The following is a 25301-nucleotide window of genomic DNA, read 5'->3' as shown; positions in this document are numbered from 1 at the left end:
CGGCCCCGCGCGCAAACCGCACAAAACGTCCCACGCGCCGGCGAAGTCCATTCGCCGCGGAAATCCTGTGGGCCGCCCCTGCGGCGGCCCCTGATCTCCTTCCGCGCGCGGCCTGTTCCGTCCACCGGTAATGGGCCGTTTCAGGCCAATCATGGCTTGCCCGGACACCGCCGATTTTGCGGTAGGTTCTGCCGTGGCCCATGATTGTGAGCGTGCGTCAGTTGTGACGCACCGGGCTATACGAATATGCCGCGCATATCTCGTTCAGCATTCAAATAGGTGAGGGCGGCGCACAGCCTCTCGCCCCGCCGGTAACACCCTCTTCTTCTCTCTAGGCAAGGCCGCATGCCCGTCCATCAGCTTCCGGACCTCATACGTCACGCCCGTGAACACTCCCCGTTCTATGCGAATCTCTACGCGTCCTTGACGACGGATGTGGATTGCCTCACGGCCCTTCCCGTCGTGGACCAGGGAGAATTCTGGGCAGCCAACACACTCCACGACAATCGCGTGCTCACCGGCCCGCTCACCGAGGCGTCCGTCTACAAGACCGGCGGCACCACCGGCGCCCCCAAGTTCTCCTGCTACACCCGTGAGGAATGGCGGGAGTTCGTCACCGCATTCGGCAGCGGACTCGTCGACGCGGGCCTGAAGCCCGGCCACCGCGTGGCGGATCTCTTCTACGCCGGCGAGCTGTACGCCAGCTTCCTCTTCATCCTCGACTCCCTCTCCCACGCGCCGGTCGACAACGTCCGGCTGCCCATCGGCGGCGCCGCGCCGCTGGAGTCGACGGTCCCCACCCTCCGCGACTTCGCCGCGCAGGTGGTCGCGGGCACCCCCACCACGCTCTGCCGCCTCGCCGAGCACCTGGTCGCCCGGGGCGAGCAGCTGCCCGCCGTTGAGCTCCTGTTCTTCGGCGGCGAGGCGCTCTTCGACGACCAGCGGCGCCTGCTGGCCGCCGCCTTCCCCAACGCCGAGGCACGCTCCCTCGGCTACGCCAGCGTCGACGCCGGGCTGCTCGGCTGCCCCGTGCCCGGACCCGACCCGCGCGTCCACCGCGCCTTCACCCCGCACTCCGTCGTCGAGATCCTCGACGAGACGACCGGGGAGCCGATCCTCGAAGCGGGCCGTCCCGGGCGGGTCGTCGTGACCAGCCTGTTCCGCCTGCTCATGCCGATCATCCGCTACCCCGCCGGTGACCGCGCGGAGTGGACGGACACCGAAGCCGGCCACTTCCGGATCCTCGGCCGCGCCGAGGAAGGCGTGCGCGTCGGACCGGTGTCGCTGTACTCGCAGGACGCCCAGGACGCCGTCGCCGCGGCGGACGGCGAGGGCCGCATCGTCGGCATGCAGCTCGTGGTGCGCCGCTGGGACGGCCGTGACGGGCTCGTCCTGCGCCTGGCCACCGCGCCCGGCGACGACGACCCGGCCGGTCTCGACGTCCTCGCCAAGGAGGTCGTCGAGGGGCTGTGCACGGCACGCCCGCTCTACCCCGACAGCCTGCGCGCCGGATTCGTCCACCCGATGGAGGTGGAGTGGGTCCGTAACCGCGACCTCGTCGTCAACTCCCGCTCCGGCAAGCTCATCCGCGTCATCGACGAGAGGCCGACCGCATGACCGCCCCCGCAACGGACCGGTCCCGCAGGCTCCCGCTCGTCCTGCGCAACCGCGCCTTCGGCACCGTCTGGCTGGGCCAGGTGCTGACCCAGGCCGCGGTACGCATGTTCCAGGTCGGTGTCTCCTGGTGGCTCGTCGCCTACGCCGTCAGCGGCGGCAACGGCCTCGCCTCGGGGCTGTTCATGGCGGTCAGCACGCTGCCCGCCGTGGCCCTGGCGCCCGTCGTCGCCCGCGCCATCGCCCGGCTCGCCCACCGCACGCTCCTGCGCGCCGCCGCGGGCACCGCGGGCGTGGCCGCGACGGCGCTGGCCGCCTGGGCCTACGCGAGCGACCTGCCGCTCGCGGCCGCGTACGCCGCGACCCTCGCCCTGGCCACCTGCCAGGCCTTCTTCGACCCCTGCCTGACCACCTCGGTGCCCGAACTCGTCGACGACGAGGACATCGAGGCGGCCACCGGCTTCGAGTTGTCCACCCAGTCGCTGGCGAGCCTCGGCGGGGCGCTGCTCGGCGCCCTGATCGTCGACCGCGCCGGAGTGGGCGGGCTCGCCGTCGGCTGCGCGGCCGCCTATGTGACGGCCGCCGCGCTCATCGCGACCGCGCGCTTCCGCCCCGCGGACGGGGGCGCGGAGGAGGGCGCGGGCACCGAGGAGCGGCGGACGCTGCGTCAGGTCCTGTCCGGCCTGCCCTTCGTCCGCAAGATCCTCATCAGCTTCACCGCCGCCAACCTCTTCACCACCGCCGTCTTCGTCGTCATCCCGCTCTACACCAAGGGTGTGCTCCACGGTGGCGGTGGCACCGTCGCCCTGCTGGAGGCCTCGCTCGGCACGGGCACGCTGATCGGCTCGTTCACCGGCGCCCGGGTGCCCGGCCGGCCCACCGTCGTCGGCTCGCTGTGCCTGGCCACGATGGCCCTCGCCCTGGGCCTGCCCGGCATCGTCGGCGAACGGCCCGTCATCGCCGGCTGCCTGGCCGTGGCCGGCTGGTGCGTCGGAGTGATCGGCGTCCGCTTCGTGGCGCTCTTCCAGCGGCTCGTCCCCGCGGCCGACAAGCCCGCCTTCTTCGCCGTGATGCAGGCCGTGCTCGGGGCGACGTTCCCCGTCGCCTCCCTGCTCTTCGGCGCGCTCGGCGACCAGCTGTCCCCGCAGACGCTCTGCCTGATCCAGGCGGCCGGACTGGTGCCCGCAGCCTGCGCGCTGGCGATGCTCCGCGACCGCACCCCGGCCCCGGAGACCGCGCCCGCGCACGAGGCGGAAGCCGTGGGAGCGGCCCGGTGAGCGTCACCATCGAACAGGCCACGCCCGCCGACATCGCCGAGCTCCGCCAGCTCTACTACGCCGTCTACGGGCCGCACTACCCCACAGCCCTGGGCACCGACCCCGCCGAGATGTCCCGGCTCATCCAGGACCCGTTCACCCTCTGGCTCGTCGCCCGCCGCACGGGGGCCGCCAAGAGCGGCGGGCTCGTCGGCTCGGCCGCCATCCACAGCGAACCCGGCAGCCGCCTCGGCCGCCTCGAAGGGCTCGCCGTCCACCCCGACCAGCGGGGCTCGGGCCTCGCCGGACAGCTCACCGAGGAGCTGTGCGCCCGGATGCTCAACCCCGGCCGCCTCGACTCGGTCTACGCCACGGTCCGCACCGTCAGCGCCGGTCCCCAGCGCGTCGTCTCGCGCAACGGCTTCCGGCCGATGGGCATCCTGCCCAACGCGGTCGACCTCGACTGCCGTGAGAGCCTCGCGCTCTACGCGCGTCACTCGCCCGGTGTGCTGGACCGCCGAGTCCCCGTCGGCGAGGTGCCCGCGCCCCTGCTGCCGCTCCTGCGGAACGTCGAGCGCAGCCTAGGCATCAGCTACGCGGACGCCCGGCCCACCGCCCCGCTCCCGGCACCGCCCGAGGCCCCGGACGTGACGCTGGAGATGGTCGAGGCCCCCGCCTTCGTCCGCCGCCGCTTCCACGACCGCTTCCCCGACGCCGCCCAGTGGTTCTACCCCCTGCACACCCCCAATGTGCTGCTGGTGCCCGACGACGGCGACTTCGAGGTCTACGCCTACCTCAACCGCACCGGGAAGTACTGCGCCCTCGTCGCGGGCCACCCCGACCCGGCGGCCGCCGCCGGCTACCTCGAACCGATCACCCGGGCCCTCACCCGCGCGGGCGCGGGCTACGTCGAGGCACTGGTGCCGCTGGCCCACCACGGCGCGCTGTCGGCCTTCCTGGCCCAGGACTTCATCCCCAGCGCCCTCTACCCCGCGATGCGCCCCGAGGGCGACGGCTTCCACGACTACGTCGTGCTGACCCGGACCACCGAACACATCGACTTCCGCGGCGTCGTCGTCGAGAAGCCCCTCCAGCCCTACCTGGACTCCTACGTCTCGGCCTGGGCCTCGACCCATCTGCCCGCCGTGACCGCACCCGAGGTTGCCCCATGAGCCCCGTGAACCCCCATCTCGCCCCGATCGACGTCCCCGACCCGGAGCTGCTGCCCCGGGTCCAGGAACTGTGCGACCTGGCCGACCCCTACGCGACCGGCCCCGCAGAGGACGCGCTGTTCACGGCCGCCATGGCCGAGATCAACGCCTGGCACACCGACCGGTCCCCGTTCTTCCGGAAGCTGTACGAGGCCACGGCGCCTGTCGAGCCCACCGAGCCGTACCGTGCGCCGCTGGTCCACGCCAACTTCTTCAAGCGCCACGAGGTCCTGTCCATCCCCCGGGACGACGTCGACCTGCACCTGACCTCCTCCGGCACCACCGGCCAGAAGTCCCAGATGTTCTTCGACCGGTGGACCATCCGCTCCGCCCAGCGCATGGTCGCCCGCATCTTCGACCGCAACGGCTGGATCACCCCGGAACAGGACGTCAACTACCTCCTCTACAGCTACGAACCCGCCCGCGACCTCAACCTCGGCACCTCCTTCACCGACAACTACCTCTGCGACTTCGCCCCCGCCCGCCAGGTCGAATACGCCCTGCGCAACACCGGCAACGGCCATGAGTTCGACCCCTTCGGCTGCGTCGCCGCGCTGCGCCGCTTCGCCGAGGAGGACGCGCCCGTACGGATCCTGGGCTTCCCCGCGTTCCTCTGGTTCACCCTGGAGCGGATGCGCGCCATGGGGCTGCCGCCCCTGACCCTCCCCGAGGGCTCCCTGGTGGTCCTCGGCGGCGGCTGGAAGGGCCACGCGGACCAGCGCATCGGCAAGGACGAGCTGTACGGCCGCGTCACCGAACAGCTGGGCATCCCCTCCGAGCGGATCCGGGACACCTTCGGCTCCGTCGAGCACTGCATCCCCTACATCGAGTGCGACCACCACAACCTGCACGCACCCGTGTGGTCCCGGATCGCCACCCGCTCCACGCGCACCCTCGAACCACTGCCGTACGGCGAGCCCGGCTATCTGCACCTCGTCTCGCCGTACATCACCTCCGTACCCGCCCAGAGCGTCCTGATGGGCGACCTCGCCTCCGTGCGGCCCGGCGAGGAGTGCGGCTGCGAGCTCGCCACCGACTGGTTCACCGTCCACGGCCGCGCCGGTGTCAGCCGCAACCGCAGCTGTGCCGTGGCCGCCGCCGAACTGATGAAGGGAATGTCATGACCGAAAACATGAACCACCACTACTGGCAGGGCGCCTTCATCGGTGACGACGAGGCCGGGCGACGCCTGGCCACCCTGCCCGCCGCCGTCGAGGAGGCGCTCGCCGCGCCGCTCGACACCGAGACGGTCCTCGCCGCCTGCGACCGGCTGGCCACGGCCCTGTCCGACCCGGCCCACCCCGTGTCCGTACGCCTCGCCGGGCACCTCCCCGCCGACGAGAGCGGCGACATCCTCGCCGAACTCGCCGCCTTCCTCGGCCGCGACGCGCTCACCCGCAAGCTCCGCCGCGAACTCGGCTCCACCGCACCCCAGCGGCTGGGCCGCCCCGACGCCAGGGAGACGGTCTACGAAGCCTGGGCGCCCGTCGGCCTCGTCGCCCACATCGCCCCCGGCAACGCCGCCACCGTCGCGCCCCTCAGCCTGGTCGAGGGCCTCCTCGCCGGCAACGTCAACATCCTCAAGACCAGCAGTGGCGACACCCTCCTCGCCCAGCACCTGCTCGCCGAACTCGCCGCCCTCGACCCGACCGGCGCTCTCGCCGACCGCGTCATCGTGCTGCGCTTCTCCTCCTCCCGGCAGGACTGGCTGCGCCTGATGTGCGCACCCGCCGACGCCGTCGCCGTATGGGGCGGCGAGGCCGCGGTCGAGGGCGTCGCCGCCCATGTGCCGCCCGGCTGCCGCCTGGTGGAGTGGGGGCACAAGATCTCCTTCGCCTATCTCACCCGCGACGCGTGGCAGGACCCGGCCACCCTGGCCGCCCTCGCCGCCGACGTCTGCCTCTTCGAGCAGCAGGCGTGTTCCAGCCCCCAGGTCGTCTACCTCGACACCGAGGACGCCGACGACGTCTTCGCCTTCGCCGACCGCCTCGCCGAGGCGCTCGCGGCCGTGCCCGCCCCGGAGGGCGACGTGCTCGACCCCGCCGAGGAGGCCGAGCTCACCACCACCGAGCTGATCGCCCGCCTGGAGGAACACCTCGGTCTGACCCGCGTGTTGACCGCCCCCGACGGCACCTGGCGCGTCCTGGCCGACACCCGTCCCGTCCTCACCGCCTCCCCGCTGCACCGCAGCGTGTGGATCAAGCCGCTGCCCCGCAAGCGGATCATCCCCACCCTGCGCCCCATGCGCCGCTACCTCCAGACCGCGGGCATCGCGGGCAGCCGCCCGGACATCGCCGAGCTGTCCGGCACGGTCCTGGCCGCGGGCGCCACCCGCGTCACCCCCGTCGGCGCCATGACGGCGGGCTACTCCGGCGAACCCCACGACGGCGTCTACGCCCTCCAGCGCTACAGCCGCCGCGTCGCCGTCCAGGCCGACGAGCGCTTCGCCACCACCGCCTGCCTCGACGACCTGGCCCGGCCCGTCGTCCTCCCGCCGCCCACCGGGCCGCTGCGGGACAAGACGGACGTCCAGGAGCTCAACCGCCATGTCGCCCCGCGCGACGCCGAGCTGTACTTCCGCAGCGGCGGCAGCACCGGCACCCCCGCCCTGTCCCTCTTCACCTACGACGACTACGACACCCAGATGCACGCCGCCGCCCGCGGCCTGCTCGCCGCGGGCTACGACCCGGCCCACGACCGCACCGCCAACCTCTTCTACTGCGGCGGGATGTACGGCAGCTTCATCAGCTTCTTCTCCATACTGGAGCGGCTGGGCGGCGTCCAGCTGCCCATGGCCGCGGGCACCGACCACCGGGCGACCGCCGAGACGCTGATCGCCCACCGGGCGGACACCCTCTTCGGGATGCCCTCCTACCTCTGGCAGCTGCTCCACGAGGAAGCGGACCTGCTGCGCTCGTACGGCGGCATCCGCAAGATCTTCTACGGTGGCGAGCACTTCACCGCCGAGCAGCGCCGCACCCTCACCGAGACCTTCGGCATCGAGGTGATCCACTCCATCACCTACGGCAGCACGGACCTCGGCCCGCTCGGCTACCAGTGCACCGAGAGCGACGGCAGCGTCCACCACCTGCACGCCGACCTCCACACCCTGGAGGTCCTCGACGTCGACGCCGACCGCCCGGTGGAGCCGGGGGAGACCGGACGGCTGGTCTTCACCACCCATGCCCGGCGCGGCCAGAGCATCGGCCGCTACGTCATCGGCGACCTCGGCTGCACCCTTCCCGGCCGCTGCCCCTGCGGCAGCCACTCCCCGAGGTTCGAGCTCCTCGGGCGGCTCGGCGACGTGATGCGGGTGGCGACGTACTTCCTCAACTACCGCCGGTTCGTGGCCATCGCGGAGGAGCGCCTCCACTACAGCGGTGAGCTCCAGATCGTGCTGGCCAACGGCGGCCCCCGGGAAGCGCTCACCGTCCGCATGGAGCGCGCGGGCGACGTACCGGCCGACGCGGCACGCGACGCCTTCCTCGCCGACTACCCGGAGCTCCGGTCGGCCGTGGACGAGCGGCTGCTCGACCTCACCGTGGAGACCGTGGACGGCGCCGGTCTCGAACGCGCGCCGATGAGCGGCAAGCTGCGGGCGGTCGTGGACACCAGGCAGTAGGCGGCACCGGATCGACAGGGGGGCGGGGCCTGTGCTCCGCCCCCTCGCTGTCCGAGGGCGGACGTCAGCGCACCCAGTCGGCGGCGAAGGCCCGCGCCGGATTGTCGACGAGGACCTGTCGGACGAAGTCCTCGCCCAGCTCCTCCGCCAGCGCGGGGCGCAGCGCGCGCAGCAGATACGGCATGCCCGGACCGCCGCGGGCGGCCGCGGTCGTGGTGTCCCCACCGAGCAGGACCCGGTCGGCGTGACCGGCCTCCGCGAGGGCGGTGAGCGCGTCGAAGAGCCGCCAGTCCGTGGCGTGATGGGCACGCGACGGCCCGTCGAACGCCAGGAACGCACCGGCCCGCGCCGCCCGGAGGTGCGTCCGGGTGTCGGGGCACCGGCCCAGGTGGCCGAGCACGACCTTCCCGGGCGCCACTCCCAACTCGCCGCAGAGCAGGTCGAGTACCTCCATGGCGCCGGTGCCGAGCTCCAGATGGACCGCGATCGGGGCGCCGGTGGCGTGGTGGGCCTCGGCCGCGGCGGCCATGGTCCGCCGGGCGTGGGCGTCGAGCCCGTGGAAGCCGCCGGCCACCTTGACCAGGCCCGCGCGCACCGGCGCGGTCGTCAGATCGGCGACGAACGACTCCGCGAGGCCGTCTTTCACCCGCTCCAGGACGTCCTGCCCGTAGTGCACGGCCTGGTGGAGCCCCGTGGCCGCGACGATGCGCACCCCCGTCTCCCGGGCCAGTCCCGGCAGTTCGGCGAGCCGCCGCCCCATGCCCCGGGGCGTCCACTGCACGACCGTTCCTCCGCCGAGCTCCCGGAACGCCCGCAGCTCGGCGGCCGCGGCGTCCCGGTCGTCGAGCTCCTGGCCGGGCAGCAGCGGGCTGCGCAGGAAGAGGTGGTCGTGGGCGTCGCACACCCCGAGCTCCCCGGCGGGCAGGTCGCCGAGCACCGTACGCACTGCGCTCATGACGCGCTCACCGGTCCGGACAGCAACTCCCGCAGCTCCATGTCGTTCCTCCCGCTCGACGTTCCTCATGCGTAACGCTTCACCCGTTACATGATCACTGTAACGGGTGAAGCGTTACGATGCGGAGGTGAAGGACGACGACCGACTGGCCCTCCGCTTCGACTGCGGGGCCACCTGGCTCAATCTGCTCGCGACCCGCGGCCGTTGTTTCGGCGCGGACCCCGTCGAGCGCATCGCCACGCCCGAACGGCTGGGGGAGTGGCTGGAGCGGAGCGAACTGTCCCCGGCGCGGCCGCCTTCGGCGGCCGATGTGCGGGAAGCGCAGGCGCTGCGGGAGACGCTCCGTGCGCTGGCCCTCGCGGTGGTCGCCGACGGGCCGCCACCGGCGGGCGCGGTCGCCGGGCTGACCCGCTTCCTCGACGCGACGCCGGACCCCGTGCGCCTGGTGGCCGGGGAGCGGCTGAGGCGGGAGCCTCCGCGGACGGCGGGGGCGGCGCTGGGGCGGGTGGCGCGGCAGGCGGTGGACCACCTGACGGGGCCCGAACGGGAAGCGCTGGCGATCTGCCCCGAGTCGGACTGCCGCGGCGTCTTCGCCAACCTGGGCGGGCGCCGCCGCTGGTGCCCGTCCCCGGCGTGCGCGAGCCGCGGCCGGGTCAGGGCGCACCGTGAGCGGCGCCGGACGGGCCCCGCGAACCCGTCCGGCGATCGAGCTCCGGCTAGTTGACCGGCACCGGCGCGGACAGGCGCAGCGCGGACGTCCCCAGCCCGCTCGGCGTGAACGGCGGCGGTGCGAACAGCGTCCCCGCGGGCGCCGCCTTCGTGTTGTGGCGCAGCAGATCCTCCTCCGCGTAGCGGAAGCACCCCGCGTGCCAGGTCAGGATCCCCGACAGCCAGTTCTTGAGCTCGTCCGCGTACCCTGTCAGCGCCGTACGGGCCTCCTCGTCCAGGCCGAAGTCCTCGAAGAGTACGGGCAGTTGGACCGCGACGACGTGCTGGAACTCGCGCATCCGGGACGCCATCAGATCGCTGACGATGCCGAGCGCCTCGGCCACCCCGCAGTCGAAGAAGTTCTGCACCACGAGGACCGCGTTGTGCACCTCGCCCTCGAACTCGATCTCCTTCTGGTAGGAGAAGATGTCGTTCATCAGGCAGGCGTAGTCGGCCGCCGCGGACTCCAGCGCCCTGACCGGCCGTGTCTCATAGATCTCCGGCGGTACGGAGTTGCCGTGGCCGATCCGGCAGAGGCTCATCGTGAGGTCCGAGCCGAAGGTCTTGCGCCGCATCTCGATGTAGTCGACGGGCTCGGGGATGCGGTTCTGCTTCTGGTTCGACAGCTCCCACAGCCAGCTCTCCAGCATGACCGTGACGCCCGCCCGGAACGTCCGGCGGTCGTCGGGCCCCATCGGGCCGGCCGTGCGCTGCCACAGATCGGCGAGGCCCCGCTCCAGCGGGTTCGCCGGCGCGGGCATCGTGGCGAGGTCCGACGGCATGAACAGCAGGAGCCGTTCGTGACAGGTCTTCGCCGCGGTCATGTCCGGGGTGCGTCCGAAGACCGCCGGGTAGTAGTCGTCCGCGTACGTGCCCCAGGTGAGCCAGTCCGACGCCACGTCCAGCTCCTCGGGCGTCGCGTCCGGGTGGATACCGGCCGCGCACAGGGGCAGGTCGATGTCCTTGAGCCGGGCCTCGTCCCAGACCCCGGACCCGGGCACCCCGGGCACGGCCTCCAGGATCCCCATCCGGTGGCTCCACTCGACGTTGTGCCGCCGGGCGCCCTCCAGGTGGGGGCTCAGCCGGGTCTCGTACGGCATGGCGAAGTCCGGGTGCGGCAGCGGGCCGACCTTCTGGAACGGCACGTGGGTGAAGCTCCGCAGCCTGGCGGGCACCGACGCGGCCAGGGACGACACCAGCCGGGCCGCCGAGGTGCCCAGGCCGCAGGGCCCGGCCAGCACGTCGGCCGCGACGGCGAAGGGCGCGTGCTCCGGCACACCGGTCTCCGCGGCGCCGTTCATATAACGGCTGGAGCGCATGTGCCACTCGTGCCCGCCGGACTGCCAGTCCTGGAGCCCCTTCACATACGCGAAGACATCGGCCCAGGCGTCGGGGCCCAGGCCGTGCTCCAGCAGCATGGGCTCCACCTCGGTGAGCGCGGTGTGCTCGAACTGCTGGAGCCGGGAGGTGAGGAGGTCGTTGACGGCGTCGGCCGCCTCCTGCGTGCCGCAGCCGAGGAACTTCTCCAGGACCAGGATCGCGTTGGCCAGCTCGCCCTCCTCCTGGGTCTCCCGCTGGTACGAGAAGATGTCGTTGCGCAGGTGCACGCCGTCGGAGAACGTGTCCTTCAGGACGCGCATCGGGCGGGACGCCGCCACGGCGGCCGGCACCTCGGCGCCCGCCGCGTGCTCCACCAGGTTCGCCGACCAGGGCGCGCCACCCACCTTGCGGCGCATCTCGATGTACTCGACGGGGTTGGACACCCGGCCCTCGTCGATGTTGGCGAGCTCCCACAGCGACTCCTCCAGGAGATGCCGGGTGCTCTCCTTGAAACGCCGCCGCCAGTCCTCCGACATCGCGGGGACCGTACGGGCCCAGAGGTCGGCCAGGCCCTCCTCGACCTGGTTGGTGGGCGTCCCGGCGGCGTCCTCCGGGTGGATCGGCATAAAGGCGGGCAGGCGGTCGAGATACGCCTTCGCGCCGGGCATGTCACGGGTGCGCTTGAAGATGTCCAGGAAGTGGTCGTCGAAGAAGAACACCCAGACGTACCAGTCGGTGATCAGGTCGAGCTCGGGACCCGAGACCTCGGGGTGGGTGTAGGCACACAGCAGCGCGTAGTCATGGGAGTCGAAGTCCGACTCGTCCCAGATACCGGAGCCCTCGATCATCCGCATCTCGCGGGCCCACGCCTTGGAGTGGACGCGGGCCCCCTCCAGATGGGGGCTGAGGCGCGCCGGATACGGCATGTAGAAGGAGGGGAGTTCGAAGGGCTGTGACATGGTCGACCACGCTAGTTCGCGGCGCCCGGTCGGATAGATCGGGAAGTCGTACTTCCGCCCGATCTGGTGAATGCGGATGCCGGCCCGGTTAAGGATCTTGCGCCCGGGGCTCCCTGATGCCTCGGGGTGAGCGATTGGCGATCTTGCGGACGGGGACACGCCCGCGCGCGTAATGTCGTGAGCATGGGCGATGAAACGCTTCAGAAGGACGTATTGGACGAACTCGGCGAGGACCGGATCCAGGAGCTCGCAGGGGAGCTCGGCACGGATACGGAGGGTGCGAAGGGGGTGGTGGGGGCCACGGTCGAGGCCCTGCCGGAGGAGATCACCGAGGGCGCCCCCGCGGGGGTCGCCGGCTTCGCCGGGCTGGGAGGGGGCCTGGGCGGCGGGCTGCTGTCCGGTGTGCTCGGCAAGGTCAGCGGGCCCGTCGCCAAAGCGGTCGCCAAGAAAACGGGCCTGCCGGAAGCCACGGTCGCCCGGGCGCTCGAACTGCTGCTTCCCGTGGTCATGACGACCATCGCCAAGCGGCGCAAGCGGTAGCTCGTCCGACGGGGCCGCGCCCGGCGTTCGCCGACCGCGCGAGCGGGAGCGCCGGGCGGGCCCCGCCGGTCACCAGGGGCACTCGCTTAACATCGTGGTGTACGCCGAGCCCCCGCCGGCGCCGACGGCCAGCCGTCGAACGACCTACGACCCTGGACCCAGCAGTGACCGGATCTGCCCGCCCCGCCGCCGGGAGCGGCCCGCGCCCGCGGCGACTCCTGACGGCGCTCGGGGCGGCCGCGGTGCTGACGGCCACCGTGGCCGGGTGCGGAGCCGCGGGGGAGCCGCTCAGCGCCGGTACGACGGCGCCCGTCGCGGCTCCTTCCCCGCTCTGGCCCGAGCGGACCCCGGCCCCCACCCCGACGGGTGAGCAGCACGACGACGTCACCGCCACGCGCGTCCCGGGCATCGCGGCCGTACCCTCCGGGGACATCCGGAAGGTGGACGCCTACGCCGTGGTCAAGGCCGAGGTCGCCGCCCACCGGCACGACGTCACCGGCGCCGACGGGCTGGACGAGGCGACCGCCGCCAAGATCAGCTCCTGCTCGGAGGCGGAGCGGAACTGTCCGATCCGCACCCCCGTCCTCCGGGACCTCACGGGCGACGGGCACGACGACCTGATCGTCGGCATCGAGATGGACGACCACTTCCTGGGGCTGCGCTGCTACACCCTCGTCAAGGGGGAGCTCACCCGCGTCATGGCCACCGTGGTGCGGCCCTCGTCCATCGAGGTGGCGGGCCGGGACGTGATCGTCTGGGAGCCGTCCGACACCCCCCACTACGCCGTGCGCTCGGTCTACTCCTGGGACTCCCACCGGCATTACATGGAGCTGAAGAGCGACGAGATCCGCCGCGTCGAGGCCACCGCCACCCCGCGTCCCACGGAGACCCGTCGATGACCGCCGGACCCCGCGCCGCACGGCCGCGGCTGCCCAGGATCTCCCGCTTCGGCTCGCTGTACGGGAAGTTCACGCTCTTCCTCGCTGTCATGTGCTGCGTCGTCGCCGCGGTCCTCGGCACCCTGGTGCACGTCATCGTCACCCGGCAGACCGTCCACCAGGCCCGTGTCGAAGCGCTCCAACGGCTCGACTCCGCCGCCCGCGCCTACTCCGCCGGTGACCCCGTGCACCACCAGGCCGTCCTCAACCCGCCCGGACTGCCCACGAAACTGCGGGAGATGGCGCTGCACGGCCGAAGGGGCACCGCGCTCGGCGACGACAACGGCATCGCCACGATGTGGGCCGCGACCCCCGCGGCCGGCGGGGTCCTCGCCACCCGGCTCGACTACCGGCACAGCGCCGCCACCATCGACGGCCTCGACCGCGCCATCATCGGCTCCTCGACCCTGGCCATCGGCGGCACCCTGCTCATCGGCGTCTTCGCCGTCTCCCGGGTCACCCGCCGGCTGCACCGCACCGCCGACGTGGCCCGGCGCATCAGCGCGGGCGACCTCGACGCCCGGGTCGCCGACCCGCGCAGCACCGACCCCTCCAAGCCGCAGGACGAGGTGGCCGCCGTCTCCGCGGCGCTCGACGCGATGGCGGTCACCCTCCAGGGGCGGCTCCAGAGCGAACAGCGGTTCACCGCGGATGTGGCCCACGAGCTGCGCACCCCCCTCGCCGGCCTCCAGGCGTCGGCCGACCTGCTGCCCCCGGGCCGCCCCACCGAGCTCGTGCGCGACCGGGTGCAGGCGCTGCGCCGGCTCACCGAGGACCTGCTGGAGATCTCCCGGCTGGACTCGCTCACGGAGCAGGCCGACCTCGACGCGCACCAGCTGGGGCAGCTGGCCGAACGGGCCGTACGGGCCTCCGGCCTGGACGCGGAGGTGCGCGTCGTGCGCGACGCCTGCGTGGTGACCGACCGGCGCCGCCTCGAGAGGGTCCTCAGCAATCTGCTCGCCAACGCCCACCGGCACGGGCGCCCGCCCGTCACCCTCACCGTCGACGGCCCCGTGGTCACCGTCCGCGACCACGGCGAGGGCTACCCCGACTACCTCCTCGAACACGGCCCGCAGCGGTTCCGCACGAAGCCGACGGGCTCCGGCGGCAAGGGGCACGGCCTGGGCCTGACCATCGCGGTCGGCCAGGCGAGGATCATCGACGCGGAGCTGACGTTCGCGAACGCGACGGACGGCGGCGCGGTGACGGTCCTGAGGCTGCCCGAGTACGACGACGACCCCGACTTGGAGCCGGCCCCGTAAACAGGGACGGTCCCAGAAATCAAGCCCGTGGGGGCACCTCCCAGCGGTAGCTGGGGGAGTTCGAGGGCCGGGGTCCGGGGCGGAGCCCCGGTTCGGGAAGGGGCGGGGTGGGGAGGAACCAACGCGCCAGCGCCGCATCGAGAGCGTCCAATGCCGCAGCCGTATCGGATGCGGCCCATGCGACGATCCCGTCGGGCCGTACCAGCAATCCGCCCAGCTCCTGCGGAGAGGCGCAGCGTCCGCTGACCACCGGCACATATGCCTCGCCCAGCGCTCGCGCCTCCCGCGACCCCACGAGATCCAGCAACACCCCCCGTCCGTCGTGCAGATGGTCCGCCAGCCGGCTGCCGTCCGCGAGTTCCAGGTCCGGCGCGCTGCGCCCGACCAGCGGGTGGTCGCCCGGGATGTCGTAGCGCTGCCACACCCCGGAGATCTTCTTCACGAAGTACGTGGTGGCGTCGACGGTCCCGGCCAGCTCGGCGACCACGTCGCGCAGCGCGCTCGCGTGCGACTCCGGCCGCATCAGCGCCACTTGGGCCCTCGTCCACCGCAGGACCCAGGCTCCGACGGGGTGCCGCTCGGCGGTGTAGGTGTCGAGCAGCCCCTCGGGCGCCCGTCCCCGCACCGTGGCGGCCAGCTTCCAGCCGAGGTTCACCGCGTCGCCGATGCCGAGGTTGAGCCCCTGGCCGCCGAACGGGGAGTGGACGTGCGCCGCGTCGCCCGCGAGCAGGACCCGGCCCTTGCGGTAGTCGGTCGCCTGGCGGGCGTTGTCGGTGAACCGGGTGGCGGAGTGCACCCGGGTGACGGTGACGTCGGCCACCCCGGACACGGCCCGCAGGCTCGTCTGCAGCTCCTCGGCGGTGACGGGGGCGTCCCGGTCGGCCGGGGGCCCGTCGAACTCGACGGTCAGGATGCGGCCGGGGACCGGCCCGTGCGCGTACGTCCCCGTGGGCGTCCAGTTCCAGCCGGCTCCCAGCCGCTCGGAGCCCTCCATCTCGACGACCGCCTGGTGCCCGGTGATCCCCGGGGGCGTGCCGGGGAAGTCGAACCCGGCGAGCCTGCGGACCGTGCTGCGGCCGCCGTCGCAGCCCACGAGCCAGCCGGCGCGAACCGTCTCGTCGCCGAGGCGGACGACGACGTGGTCGTCGACGGTGTCGAGACCGGTGAGCTCCACGCCGCGACGGAGCTCGACACCGAGCTCCGCCGCGCGCCGGGCGAGCAGCAGCTCCAGCGATGCCTGGGCGACGAAGCCGACCTCGCCGGCCGGTCCCGCGGCGGCGAAATCGGGGTCGGTCCCGTCGAGGAGGTCCGCGCTCAGCATGATGCCCGCGAAGTGCCCGGCGAACTTCGGTGCCCGCGCGGGCGGTTGTCCGTCGGCAGCCGTCCGCTGCCGGGTGAAGGACGCGAAGCGCTCCAGGTTCTCACGCTGGATCCCCTCCAGCTCCGGGAGGAGGCCGCGTCGGTAAAAGGCCTCGGCGGTGGGCGAGTTGATCGCCCCCGCCTTGACGGTCGTGTCCACTTCGGTGAGCCGCTCGACGACGAGCACGTCCACCCCCGCGAGCCTCAGCTCGCACGCCAGCATCAGCCCCACCGGGCCGGCTCCCGCCACCACCACGTCGTAGTCCATGGCAAAAGTGTAGTCACTAAAAATTTTGAGTGGGTATTATTTTTCCGTGGATGAGGACTTCATGGCCGAGGGCGACGAGAACCAGGCCCTCGGCCTGCGCGAACGCAAGAAGCTCCGGACGCGGCAGCGCATCTCGGACGTGGCCACCGCACTGATCGTCGAACGCGGCTTCGACAACGTGACCGTCGCGGAGGTCGCCAAGGAGGCCGGGGTCTCCACGATGACCGTCTTCAACTACTTCCCCCGCAAGGAAGACCTCTTCCTCGACCGCATCCCGGAGGCCGTCGACCTCTTCACCCGCGCCGTGCGCGACCGGCACGACGGCGAGACGCCGGTCGGCGCGGTGCACCGGCTGCTGCTCGGACTCCTCGACCAGCGGCACCCGCTGGCGGCCGTCGCCGACCGCTTCGTGTTCTTCTGGCGGATCGTCCTGGACTCTCCCGCCCTGCGGGCCCGGGCCCGCGAAGGAGTCGAGGAGGTGGAGAACGCCCTCGCCACGGCGGTCGCGGAGACCACCGGTGCCCCCATCGGCGACCAGCGGCCCCGGCTCGTCGCGGCCCTCACCGTCGCCGTCTGCCGCGCCACCTACACGGCGGCCGCCGGCCGGCTGCTCGCGGGCGAGCGCGCGGAGGACATCGCTGACAGCCACCGGAGTTACGTCGACGAGGCATTCGCCGCCCTCGACCGGGCCCTGTACGGCTGACCTCCACGGCGGCACGCCGTGCGCGTCACCCGGACGCCCCTTCCGGAAAGCCCGCCGTTGGCCCGCGAAATACCGTCCCTGACATGACGTCCGTACGCCGCCCCTCGTGCTTCAACCGTCTCCTGCGCGCCTCCAACGTGACCGTCCCCCTCGCGGCCGCCACCCTGCTCGCACCCGGAATCGCGGGCTGCACCACCTCCTCCGGCCGGGCCGCGGGAGAGCCGGACCTCTCGGCCTACTACGAGCAGCAGATCACCTGGAAGCCCTGCTCGAAGGAGACGGACAAGGCGGTCAAGGACGAGACGGAGAAGGCCGACGCCTCGGCGGAATGCGGGCGGCTCAAGGTCCCGTACACCTACGCCGACCCCCGCAAGGGCGAGATCAGCCTCGCGCTGATGCGCTACCGCGCCAGAGGCCGGGCCGACCGCGGCGGCTCGCTCGTCCTGAACTTCGGCGGCCCCGGCGAATCAGGCCTCAAACAGCTCAAGGAGTACGGGCCCGACGGCTTCAGCAAGGCCGGGACGCGCTACGACCTGGTCACCTTCGACCCCCGTGGCGTCGGCGCCAGCTCCCCGGTGCTCTGCGGCGGCGACGGCGGCATGACCGAGGCCGAGCACCTGCCCGGCCCGGACCTCTCAGGACCCGGCGGCATGGCCGACTTCATCGCCGAGCAGGAGAGGGAGCTCCAGCGGTGCAAGCGGACCGCGGGCAACATCATCCCGTACGTCGGCACCGTCAACGCGGCCCGGGACCTGGACGTGCTCCGCGCGGCGCTGGGCGAGGAGAAGCTCAACTACCTCGGCTTCTCCTACGGCACCAAGCTGGGCGCCGTCTACGCCCACCGCTTCCCCACGAAGGTCGGCCGCATGGTCATGGACGGCGTCGACGAACCCGCCCCCAACCTCAAGGACTCCACCCTCGCCCAGACGGCCGCCTACCAGCGGGCGCTGCGCCACGCCGTCGAGATGTGCACCGGCCGGGGCGAGGAGGACTGCGCGCTCGGCTCCGACACCGACAAGGCCATGACCAACGTCGCCCGGGCCTTCGACGAGCTCGACGACCAGCCGATCGACTGGCCGGGCGGCCGCAAGCTCGACCGCGAGGGCGCCATCGAGGAGACCATGGGCCTGCTCCGCTCCCGCGAGAGCCTGCCCGAGACCCCCAACCTGCTGGCCGCCATCATCTACCACGTCCACCCCGGCGAGGCCGCGGAGCTCGGCCGGGCGGCGGCCGACCGGGCGGGCGGCAAACGGGAGAACGGCTCCCACGACAAGGTCGAGGAGGCGATGACCGCGATCAACTGCGCCGACACCTCCGGCCGTTACACCACCCGGCAGGTCGTCGCCGCCTACCACGAGTTCGTCCGCGCCTCGCCCGTCTTCGGCCCCTTCATGGCCGCGGGCATGGCCGCCTGCACCGGCTGGCCCCAGGCGGGGGACGACACCTCGCACGACGTACGGGCCGCCGACGCCCCCAAGATCCTCATGCACACCACCGAGTACGACCCCGCCACCCCCGTCCAGTGGCTGCCCAAGATGGCCGCGGCGGTCGGCTCCGCCGTGACCATGACCGACACCGGCGGCGGCCACAGCGTCTACGGCACCCAGGACGCCACCTGCGTCAACGAACGGATCGACGCGTTCCTGCTGGAAGGCACGCTGCCGCCGGACCACTCCACCTGCACCTGACGCGCCCGCTGCTCCATTGGGAGGGACTGCGATCGCCCCGCGGGTGGCGTCGCATCGGCCCGGGGCAGGCATCAGACCCGAAGGGGCGTCGGCACAAGCGCCCCCGTCCAGAACCCGGCCCGCGGTGCCGAGGGGTGCCGCGGGCACACGAGGAACGGAGCAGCCAACGATGCTTATGCGACACCGGGCCGGTACCGCGGTGGTGGCCCTCGCCCTGGCGACGGCAGCGGCGGGGACGGCACTCGCCACGGAGTGCGAGCACGACGACGCCTTCCTGACAGCGGCGCACCAGGGCAACATGGCCGAGATCGCGGCCGGCAAGGACGCGGGCCGGCACGCCGTCATGCGGTGCACCAAGGAGACCGGGGAGGTGCTCGTCAGCGACCACACCCGCATGGACGAGTCGCTCAGGGCCCTGGCGAAGCGGCTGAAGGTCAACCTCCCAGCCGCGACCACGGCCGACCAGCAACAGGAGATGAAGGACATCCAGAAACGGGCGGGCACCCGTGACTACGACAAGGTCTGGCTGAAGGCGCAGGAGACCGGCCACGTCCAGGTGCTCAAGCTCATCGACGGCGAGGTGAGGACGGGGAAGGACCAGGAGGTGCAGGAAGCGGCCCGGGCGGCCCGGCCCTTCGTCGCCCACCACCTCGACCTGGTGCGCGACTGCATGCGCCGTCGCTGACCCGCCGCACACCGGACCGGCACGGGTACGGGCCCTGTCCTCGCCCGTACCCGTGCCGCCGGCTCAGCCGGCGGCGGCCAGCGGCTGTTCGGCCCAGATGGTCTTCCCCTCCGGGGTGAAGCGGGTTCCCCAGCGCTCGGTGAGCTGCGCGACCAGCAGCAGCCCCCGGCCGCCCTCGTCGAAGACCCTGGCCCGGCGCATCCGCGGCGAGGTGCTGCTGGCGTCGGAGACCTCACAGATCAGCGACGCGTGGTCACGGATCAGCCGCAGCCGGATGGGCGCGTGGGCGTGCCGGATCGCGTTGGTCACCAGCTCGCTGACGACCAGTTCGGTGGTGAAGCCCAGCTCCTCCAGCCCCCACGCCGTCAGCTGCTCCGAGGCGTGCTTGCGCGCGTCGGCGACGGTGGCCCGGTCCGCGGGCAGGCTCCAGCTGCGCACGCGGTCGTCGCCGAGCGCCCGGGTGCGGGCCAGCAGCAGCGCGACGTCGTCGGCGGGCCGCACGGTCCGGTCGGGCAGCAGAGTGTCCAGCACGTCGTCGCAGATCCGCTCCAGGGACCCGGGAGGGTCGGTCAGGATCTCGCGCAGCCGCACCGTCCCCGGACCGGTCTCGTGGTCGCGCCCCTCGACGAGCCCGTTGGTGTAGAGCGCGAGCAGGCTGCCTTCCGGCAGTTCCGTCTCGAACGACTCGAAGGGCAGGCCGCCCAGCCCGAGCGGTGGACCGCTGGGGACGTGCACGGAGCGCGCGGCGCCGTCGGGCAGCACGACGACGGGTGCGGGATGCCCCGCCCGCGCCATGGCGCAGCGCCGCGTCACCGGGTCGTAGACCACGTACAGGCAGGTCGCGCCCGTCTCCCGCACCGTGGCCGAGGGCTTCGTCCCCTGCCCCTGCGCCAGTTGGATGACGAGGTCGTCGAGGTGCGTGAGGAGCTCGTCCGGCGGCAGGTCGAGGTCGGCGAGCGTACGGACCGCCGCCCGCAGCCGGCCCATGACGGCGGACGCCTGCAGACCACGGCCGACCACGTCCCCCACCACCAGCGCCACCCGGGCGCCGGACAGCGGGATGACGTCGAACCAGTCGCCCCCGATGCCCGCCTGCGCGTCGGCCGGCAGATACCGCGAGGTGACCTCCACCGCCCCCTGGTCCGGCAGCCGGCTCGGCAGCAGACTGCGCTGGAGGGTGAGCGCGGCCGTACGCTCCTGGGCGTACCGCCGGGCGTTGTCGACACACGCGCCCGCCCGCGCCGCGATCTCCGAGGCGAGCAGCAGGTCGTCGGCGTCGTAGGTGCCGGTGGCGCGCACGAAGGTGGCCACGCCCAGTGTGGTGCCGCGCGCGCTCAGCGGCACGGCGAGCACGGAGCCGACGCCGCGCTCGCGGACGGCGGCGGGCACGGCGGAGGTGTCCGACAGCCATGCCCGGGTCCCCGGGTCGTCGCCGCTGTGCAGGGACGGCCTGCCGGAGGCGAGCGCGCGGGCCGGTGGGGAGTGCGGCGGGCAGCGGTGCGCTTCGGCCGGCCCCGGGTCCGCGCCCGGACCCTCGTCGAGGGCGGTGCGGGCGGCGACGCGGCGCAGGACGGCGGCGGGCCCGGCGGGGTCGTCCGCCCGCCCTTCCTCGCTCTCGCCGTGGAGCACCGAGTCGAAGAGGTCGACGGCGACGAAGTCGGCGAACGGCCCGGCGGTGACCTCCGCCAGCTCCCGTGCCGTACGGGCCACGTCCAGGGTCGTCCCGATCCGCGCCCCCGCCTCGTTGACCAGGACCAGCCGCTGGCGGGCCCGGTACTCCTCCGTGTGGTCGAGGGCGGCGAGGGCGAGCCCCCGCACCTGCCCGGCCGGGTCCTTCAGCGGGGTGAAGAAGGAGGCCCAGGCGCGCTCCCGGACCTCACCGGGCGCCCGGAAGAAGGCGTCCGTGCGGATAGGCTTTCCCGTCCGCATCGCCTCGGCCATCATCCTGCCGAAGGCGTCGAACGGCGGGCCGGGGTGGATATCGGCGAGGCGCATCCCCAGCATCTCCGCCTCCGGGTGGCCCGCGACGCCGAGCATTTCGTCATTGACGCTCACGAGCCGCAGCTCGCTGTCGTAGACCGACGTGGCGATGGGGGACTGGAGATAGGCCCATTCCTTGAGCGGCGCGGCTCCGTCCGGGCGGACTTCCCTTTCCCGCGCGGCCGCGGGCGCGTCCCGGGCGGCCGTCAGGACGAGCCATCCGACCCCGCCGTCACCGTCCGGACCGGGGCACGCACGGACCGGAATCCGTACCGTGGTGCCGTCCCTGTGACGGGCGGGGACGACGCCACTCCACCGTGCGGCCCTGGTCAGCGACGTGCGCGCGGAGGCGGGCAGGGGGGCGGCGAGCAGGCCGGAAGCGGGGCGGCCGACGATCTCGTCGGCGGGATAGCCGAGCAGGCGCTGGGCCAGGGGACTCCACAGGGTGACGGTGCCTCGACCGTCGACGGCGGCGACAGGAACCGCCGCCGCATCCGGGAAGGTATCGGCAAGGGCGTCCATCGGCTTTCATCTCGTTCTCGATGCGCGATACAGCGGGAATTCCCACGCCCGTCGCATCCAGGGCATGGCGCGCTGCTGCCTCGTTTCCTTACAGCTTTCCCGCACGGGCCGGTGCTCAAGCCTCCCGCGCACTCCGTACGCGCCGTGCGCGAACGACGACGTGGCGTGTTCGGCGGGCGGGTCCGGGCCGCCGCCGTGCGCGCGCACCGGATTCGGTCCCCGGCGACCCTCGTGAACGCGCCGTATCCGGATCGCCCGACATCCGCACCAGTCGGTCGGATCCGGAGAAATCCCCGCGCCGCGCGCGCCGTTTGCTACGGAATCGAGACAACCCCTGGCGTTCTCACCTGCACACCCATGACATCCTGAGCCGTCACAGTTCTGCCGGACGGGATCGGCGGACGTCCGGGGATTACGAGGATGCACCAATGAGACTCTGCTTCTTGGTGGAGGAGCAGTACCGGCGCGACGGCATGCCGGTGGACGTGATCCGCCAACTGACCTCCTGGGGACACCAGGTGGACGTGCTGCGGCCGGGCAGCTCCCTCCTCAAGCTCTCCGAGACGGTGCGCGCGGGCGCGCACGACGCGTGGGTGCTCAAGACCGTCTCCGGCGGACCGGGCCTGATGCTGCTGGAAGCGGCCGCGGCCGCCGGCCTCACCACGGTCAACGACGCCCGCGCGATACGCGGTGTGCGCGACAAGGCGCTCGCGGCCGTGACGGCCGAGCGCCACGGCCTGCCCGTCCCCGTGACCTACGCCGCCGCCCGCCCGGAGGAGTTCGCCGGGATCCCCGCCGCCGCGTACCCCCTGGTGGTCAAGCCCGCCGACGGCAGCTCCGGCCGGGCCGTCCGCCTCGTACCCTCCCCGGACCGGCTGCCCGACCCCGGCGCCGCACCCGCGGGCATGCTGATAGCCCAGCCGTATGTGCCCAATTCGGGCGTCGACCTCAAGGTGTACTGCGTCGACGGCGAGTTGTTCGCGACCGAGCGCTGCTCACCGCTGCACCCCGATCAACCCGCCCGCGAACGCCGGGTGCCGCTCTCCGCCGAGGTGGCGGACATCGTCACCCGGGTCGGTGCCGTCTTCGGCCTCGACCTGTACGGCGTGGACGTGGTGCTGGGGCCCGACGGGCCGGTGGTCGTCGACGTCAACGACTTCCCGAGCTTCCGTCAGGTGCCGGACGCGGTCGCCCGGGTGGCGTGGGCCATCCTGCGCCTCGCCGACGCCGGGCCCTCCCGGCACACCGCGGCCGCCGCCGTCCCGGCACAGCACTCCGCCCCCGCCCAGGTGGGCGGTGGCGCGTGAGGATCTGTCTGCTGACGCCCGCGCCGGACCACCCGCTGCTGGCCGCGGCCACCGCACTTCTGACGCCCTGTCATCAGGTGGAGGCGCTCGACCCCCGGCACGCCGTGCTGCCTTCCCCCGCGCGCGCCCCCGAGGCGCTCGCCGACGTCTATCTCCTCAAGGCGCGGACGCCGTGCGCCCTGGCCTTCGCCCGCTACCTCGAACAGCACGGCGCCCCCGTGCTGAACTCGGCCGACGCGACCGAGCAGTGCCAGGACCGCACCGCCATGGCCGAGGTCGCGCTGGCCGCCGGACTGCCCTTCGCCGCCACCACGGCGGCGACGACCCTCCCGCGCCTGGCCGCGCGGGGCGGCCTGACGTACCCCCTGGTCGTCAAGAGCCGCCACAGCAGACGGCACGACCTCGTGGCCCGGGTGGACGACGCCGAACAGCTGCGGGCGCTGGCCGCGCAGTGGCCGGACGAGCCGGTGGTGACACAGGCCTACACCCCCAACAGCGGCTGGGACCACAAACTGTGGGTCGTCGGCGACGAGGTCTTCGCCGCCGTACGCCGCTCGGAGCTGGCCACCCCCGCCTCCCGCCGCACCGAGTCGGTCGCGGTCGGCGAACTGCCCCCGGCCTGGCTCGACGTGGTGCGCCGCGCCGGTGAGGTCTTCGCCCTGGACGTCTATGGCGTCGACCTCCTCGACGCGCCGGGTGGGCCGCTGATCGTCGACGTCAACGCCTTCCCCGGCATCCGCGGCCAGCGGGGCGCGCCGGAGGCACTGGCGGAGCTGGCTCTGCGTGCGGCGTCGGGCAGTTATCGTCCGCGCGGTGTGACGCGCGGCGTCATCGTGAACGGCTGAGGGACGCCCGCCGCGGGCGCCGACAACCCGCGCCCAACGGCGATCACTCCGGACCGCCGGAGAACACCAGTGGCCTGCGGTCCTCCCACGGCACCGCCTGTTCCAGCTGTGCCGCCACCCGCAGCAGCAGATCCTCCCTGCCGTGGGCGGCGACGAGCTGCACCCCGATCGGCAGGCCCTCGCGGCTCTGCCCCAGCGGCAGGCTGACCGCGGGGTTCCCCGCGACGTTGAACACCGCGGTGAACGGCCCGTACTCGAGGATCCGGCGCAGCCAGGAGCGGGCCGTGTGGCCGTCACCGTCGTAGTCGAGGGTGCCGTGCGGCGCCGGGAGTTGCCCGAGCGTCGGCGTCACCAGCAGGTCGTGGCGGGTGAAGAAGTCACCGACCGGGCGCGTCACCCGGTGCTGGGCGTCGACCGCCGCCATCACATCGAGCGCGGTCGCCGCCTCCGTCTCGCCGAGCACCACCCGTGACACCGCCTCCAGCAGCGACGGATCGGGCCTGCGCGGCGCCCTGAGCATCGCGGCGCCCGTCGCGAACACGCTGAGCATCAGCGCCTCGACGACCGACTCCGGATCGACGGCCGGGCCCGCCGGGGACACCACGTGCCCGATCCACTCCAGCACCTGCCCCGCCGCCTCCGTCGCCGCGGCCACCTGCGGGTCGACCGCGACCCCCGACCACGCCTGCGTGATGACCGCGACCCGCAGCCGGCCCGGGTCCGCCCGCAGCTCCTCGGCGTACGGGCGGGCCGGCGGCGGCGCCGCGTACTTCTCGCCGACGGGCGGTGCGCCGACGGCGTCGAGCAGGTGGGCCGTGTCGCGCACGGTCCGGGTGAGCCCGAACTCCACCGTCTGCCCGAACGCGGCCTCCCCGCCGAGCGGCCCGCTCGGCGTACGGCCACGGCTCGGCTTCAGGCCGACGAGCCCGCAGCACGAGGCGGGCACCCGCAGGGAACCCGCGCCGTCGTTGCCGTGCGCGAAGGGCACCGCACCGGCGGCCACGAGCGCGGCCGCCCCGCCGCTCGACCCGCCGACACCACGGTCCCGCGCCCACGGGTTGCGCGTCGGCCCGTGGCGCACCGGCTCCGTCGAGAAGTTGAGGCCCAGCTCGGGAGCGGTGGTCTGACCGAGCGCCACCAGCCCGGCGGTGCGGAAGCGGGCCATCAGGTCGTGGTCGGCCTGTGCGACGGCGCCACGGACGGCGCGGCTGCCGAGCGCGAACGGTACGCCCCGCGCGAACGGCCCGCTGTCCTTGATCACAAAGGGCACGCCGCCGAACGGACCGTCCGGCTCGTGGTCGAGGGCGGGTTCGAACAGCGGCAGCGTCAGCGCGCCCAGCTCGGCACCGGCCACGGCCAGGGCGCGCCGCGCCACCGACTCGACCTCGGCCGCGCTCACTTCACGCGCCCGGATCAGCGCCCGCAGGCCGACCGCGTCGAGGCCCGCGTATTCGTACAGCTCCACCGGTCTCCCACTTCTCGGCTGATGGCTGGAATCAGACTGACGTACGGAGCCGCCGTACGGCCACCGAGTTTCGCCGCCGTGCTCCCGGGTGCCC

General features: G+C 73.1%; 19 protein-coding genes. 14 read left to right on the top strand and 5 right to left on the bottom strand.

Translation table 11 applies throughout. The features are described from left to right. Window positions 1-345: 345 nt before the first annotated feature. From DXZ73_RS07130 to DXZ73_RS07110, 5 genes are read left to right on the top strand one after another with little or no spacing between them, the layout of a single operon-like run. Complete coding sequence (locus DXZ73_RS07130; protein WP_116210166.1) at window positions 346-1617, top strand: phenylacetate--CoA ligase family protein; 1272 nt, start codon at window positions 346-348, stop codon at window positions 1615-1617. Further along, complete coding sequence (locus DXZ73_RS07125) at window positions 1614-2891, top strand: MFS transporter (RefSeq protein WP_116210165.1); 1278 nt, start codon at window positions 1614-1616, stop codon at window positions 2889-2891. The genes DXZ73_RS07130 and DXZ73_RS07125 overlap by 4 nt, the downstream gene beginning before the upstream one ends. Next, entirely contained in the window at window positions 2888-4042 is a 1155-nt protein-coding gene (locus DXZ73_RS07120; protein WP_116210164.1) for a GNAT family N-acetyltransferase, read from the top strand. Before DXZ73_RS07125 ends, DXZ73_RS07120 begins: the two co-directional genes overlap by 4 nt. Continuing rightward, entirely contained in the window at window positions 4039-5205 is a 1167-nt protein-coding gene (locus tag DXZ73_RS07115; RefSeq protein ID WP_116210163.1) for an acyl-protein synthase, read from the top strand. Before DXZ73_RS07120 ends, DXZ73_RS07115 begins: the two co-directional genes overlap by 4 nt. Further along, entirely contained in the window at window positions 5202-7703 is a 2502-nt protein-coding gene (locus DXZ73_RS07110) for an acyl-CoA reductase (protein WP_162890096.1), read from the top strand. The genes DXZ73_RS07115 and DXZ73_RS07110 overlap by 4 nt, the downstream gene beginning before the upstream one ends. 64 nt (window positions 7704-7767) lie before the next feature. On the opposite strand, the gene DXZ73_RS07105 is transcribed toward DXZ73_RS07110, so the two are convergent. Next, a complete protein-coding gene (locus DXZ73_RS07105) occupies window positions 7768-8658 on the bottom strand; it encodes a phosphotriesterase family protein (RefSeq protein ID WP_116210162.1) in 891 nt (296 codons plus the stop codon). A gap of 127 nt (window positions 8659-8785) precedes the next feature. Here DXZ73_RS07105 and DXZ73_RS07100 point away from each other — a divergent pair, with 127 nt between their 5' ends. Then, window positions 8786-9382, top strand: a complete 597-nt coding sequence (locus DXZ73_RS07100; RefSeq protein WP_116215465.1) for a CGNR zinc finger domain-containing protein — start codon at window positions 8786-8788, stop codon at window positions 9380-9382. On the opposite strand, the gene DXZ73_RS07095 is transcribed toward DXZ73_RS07100, so the two are convergent. Next, window positions 9375-11645 carry a family 2 encapsulin nanocompartment cargo protein terpene cyclase gene (locus DXZ73_RS07095; RefSeq protein ID WP_240351247.1) on the bottom strand — a complete coding sequence of 757 codons (2271 nt, stop codon included), beginning with the start codon at window positions 11643-11645 and terminating at the stop codon, window positions 9375-9377. The two genes, DXZ73_RS07100 and DXZ73_RS07095, sit on opposite strands and share 8 nt — an antisense overlap. Window positions 11646-11828: 183 nt before the next feature. On the opposite strand from DXZ73_RS07095, the gene DXZ73_RS07090 reads away from it, so the two are divergent. From DXZ73_RS07090 to DXZ73_RS07080, 3 genes are all read left to right on the top strand, one after another. Next, window positions 11829-12185 carry a DUF937 domain-containing protein gene (locus tag DXZ73_RS07090; protein WP_116210161.1) on the top strand — a complete coding sequence of 119 codons (357 nt, stop codon included), beginning with the start codon at window positions 11829-11831 and terminating at the stop codon, window positions 12183-12185. 164 nt (window positions 12186-12349) lie between these two features. After that, complete coding sequence (locus DXZ73_RS07085) at window positions 12350-13084, top strand: hypothetical protein (RefSeq protein WP_116210160.1); 735 nt, start codon at window positions 12350-12352, stop codon at window positions 13082-13084. Further along, window positions 13081-14385 carry a sensor histidine kinase gene (locus DXZ73_RS07080; RefSeq protein WP_116210159.1) on the top strand — a complete coding sequence of 435 codons (1305 nt, stop codon included), beginning with the start codon at window positions 13081-13083 and terminating at the stop codon, window positions 14383-14385. The genes DXZ73_RS07085 and DXZ73_RS07080 overlap by 4 nt, the downstream gene beginning before the upstream one ends. Window positions 14386-14404: 19 nt before the next feature. Here the strand turns inward: DXZ73_RS07080 and DXZ73_RS07075 are convergent, their stop codons facing one another. Further along, window positions 14405-16012 (bottom strand): FAD-dependent oxidoreductase, encoded by a 1608-nt coding sequence (locus DXZ73_RS07075; RefSeq protein WP_116210158.1) that lies wholly within the window; start codon window positions 16010-16012, stop codon window positions 14405-14407. A 61-nt stretch (window positions 16013-16073) separates the two neighbouring features. Here DXZ73_RS07075 and DXZ73_RS07070 point away from each other — a divergent pair, with 61 nt between their 5' ends. From DXZ73_RS07070 to DXZ73_RS07060, 3 genes are all read left to right on the top strand, one after another. Continuing rightward, the gene (locus DXZ73_RS07070; RefSeq protein WP_116210157.1) at window positions 16074-16715 is read left to right on the top strand and encodes a TetR/AcrR family transcriptional regulator; all 642 of its coding nucleotides are present in this window, start codon (window positions 16074-16076) and stop codon (window positions 16713-16715) included. An 83-nt stretch (window positions 16716-16798) separates the two neighbouring features. Next, window positions 16799-18403, top strand: coding sequence for an alpha/beta hydrolase (locus DXZ73_RS07065; RefSeq protein ID WP_116210156.1), 1605 nt, complete (start codon window positions 16799-16801; stop codon window positions 18401-18403). A 169-nt stretch (window positions 18404-18572) separates the two neighbouring features. Beyond that, window positions 18573-19088 carry a DUF4142 domain-containing protein gene (locus tag DXZ73_RS07060; RefSeq protein WP_116210155.1) on the top strand — a complete coding sequence of 172 codons (516 nt, stop codon included), beginning with the start codon at window positions 18573-18575 and terminating at the stop codon, window positions 19086-19088. Window positions 19089-19151: 63 nt separating this feature from the next. On the opposite strand, the gene DXZ73_RS07055 is transcribed toward DXZ73_RS07060, so the two are convergent. Then, the gene (locus tag DXZ73_RS07055; RefSeq protein ID WP_116210154.1) at window positions 19152-21590 is read right to left on the bottom strand and encodes a SpoIIE family protein phosphatase; all 2439 of its coding nucleotides are present in this window, start codon (window positions 21588-21590) and stop codon (window positions 19152-19154) included. Between the two features lie 428 nt (window positions 21591-22018). Between DXZ73_RS07055 and DXZ73_RS07050 the strand changes: the two genes are divergently transcribed. Both DXZ73_RS07050 and DXZ73_RS07045 read left to right on the top strand, forming a co-directional pair. Then, entirely contained in the window at window positions 22019-22897 is an 879-nt protein-coding gene (locus tag DXZ73_RS07050) for an ATP-grasp domain-containing protein (RefSeq protein ID WP_116210153.1), read from the top strand. Continuing rightward, complete coding sequence (locus tag DXZ73_RS07045; protein ID WP_116210152.1) at window positions 22894-23742, top strand: ATP-grasp domain-containing protein; 849 nt, start codon at window positions 22894-22896, stop codon at window positions 23740-23742. The genes DXZ73_RS07050 and DXZ73_RS07045 overlap by 4 nt, the downstream gene beginning before the upstream one ends. Window positions 23743-23785: 43 nt before the next feature. On the opposite strand, the gene DXZ73_RS07040 is transcribed toward DXZ73_RS07045, so the two are convergent. Continuing rightward, window positions 23786-25207 carry an amidase gene (locus DXZ73_RS07040; protein WP_116210151.1) on the bottom strand — a complete coding sequence of 474 codons (1422 nt, stop codon included), beginning with the start codon at window positions 25205-25207 and terminating at the stop codon, window positions 23786-23788. Window positions 25208-25301 lie beyond the last annotated feature (94 nt).

This window comes from Streptoverticillium olivoreticuli subsp. olivoreticuli (assembly GCF_003391135.1).
GTDB classification, from domain to species: domain Bacteria; phylum Actinomycetota; class Actinomycetes; order Streptomycetales; family Streptomycetaceae; genus Streptomyces; species Streptomyces blastmyceticus.
The sequence above is the reverse complement of the archived record's forward strand: the minus strand, read 5'-3'. Positions and strand labels throughout refer to the sequence as shown.

Coding starts and splice junctions, on each gene's coding strand:
- DXZ73_RS07130 (WP_116210166.1), top strand. CDS start 346: ATGCCCGTCCATCAGCTTCCGGACCTCATACGTCACGCCCGTGAACAC.
- DXZ73_RS07125 (WP_116210165.1), top strand. CDS start 1,614: ATGACCGCCCCCGCAACGGACCGGTCCCGCAGGCTCCCGCTCGTCCTG.
- DXZ73_RS07115 (WP_116210163.1), top strand. CDS start 4,039: ATGAGCCCCGTGAACCCCCATCTCGCCCCGATCGACGTCCCCGACCCG.
- DXZ73_RS07110 (WP_162890096.1), top strand. CDS start 5,202: ATGACCGAAAACATGAACCACCACTACTGGCAGGGCGCCTTCATCGGT.
- DXZ73_RS07105 (WP_116210162.1), bottom strand. CDS start 8,658: ATGAGCGCAGTGCGTACGGTGCTCGGCGACCTGCCCGCCGGGGAGCTC.
- DXZ73_RS07095 (WP_240351247.1), bottom strand. CDS start 11,645: ATGTCACAGCCCTTCGAACTCCCCTCCTTCTACATGCCGTATCCGGCG.
- DXZ73_RS07090 (WP_116210161.1), top strand. CDS start 11,829: ATGGGCGATGAAACGCTTCAGAAGGACGTATTGGACGAACTCGGCGAG.
- DXZ73_RS07080 (WP_116210159.1), top strand. CDS start 13,081: ATGACCGCCGGACCCCGCGCCGCACGGCCGCGGCTGCCCAGGATCTCC.
- DXZ73_RS07075 (WP_116210158.1), bottom strand. CDS start 16,012: ATGGACTACGACGTGGTGGTGGCGGGAGCCGGCCCGGTGGGGCTGATG.
- DXZ73_RS07070 (WP_116210157.1), top strand. CDS start 16,074: ATGGCCGAGGGCGACGAGAACCAGGCCCTCGGCCTGCGCGAACGCAAG.
- DXZ73_RS07065 (WP_116210156.1), top strand. CDS start 16,799: ATGACGTCCGTACGCCGCCCCTCGTGCTTCAACCGTCTCCTGCGCGCC.
- DXZ73_RS07060 (WP_116210155.1), top strand. CDS start 18,573: ATGCTTATGCGACACCGGGCCGGTACCGCGGTGGTGGCCCTCGCCCTG.
- DXZ73_RS07055 (WP_116210154.1), bottom strand. CDS start 21,590: ATGGACGCCCTTGCCGATACCTTCCCGGATGCGGCGGCGGTTCCTGTC.
- DXZ73_RS07050 (WP_116210153.1), top strand. CDS start 22,019: ATGAGACTCTGCTTCTTGGTGGAGGAGCAGTACCGGCGCGACGGCATG.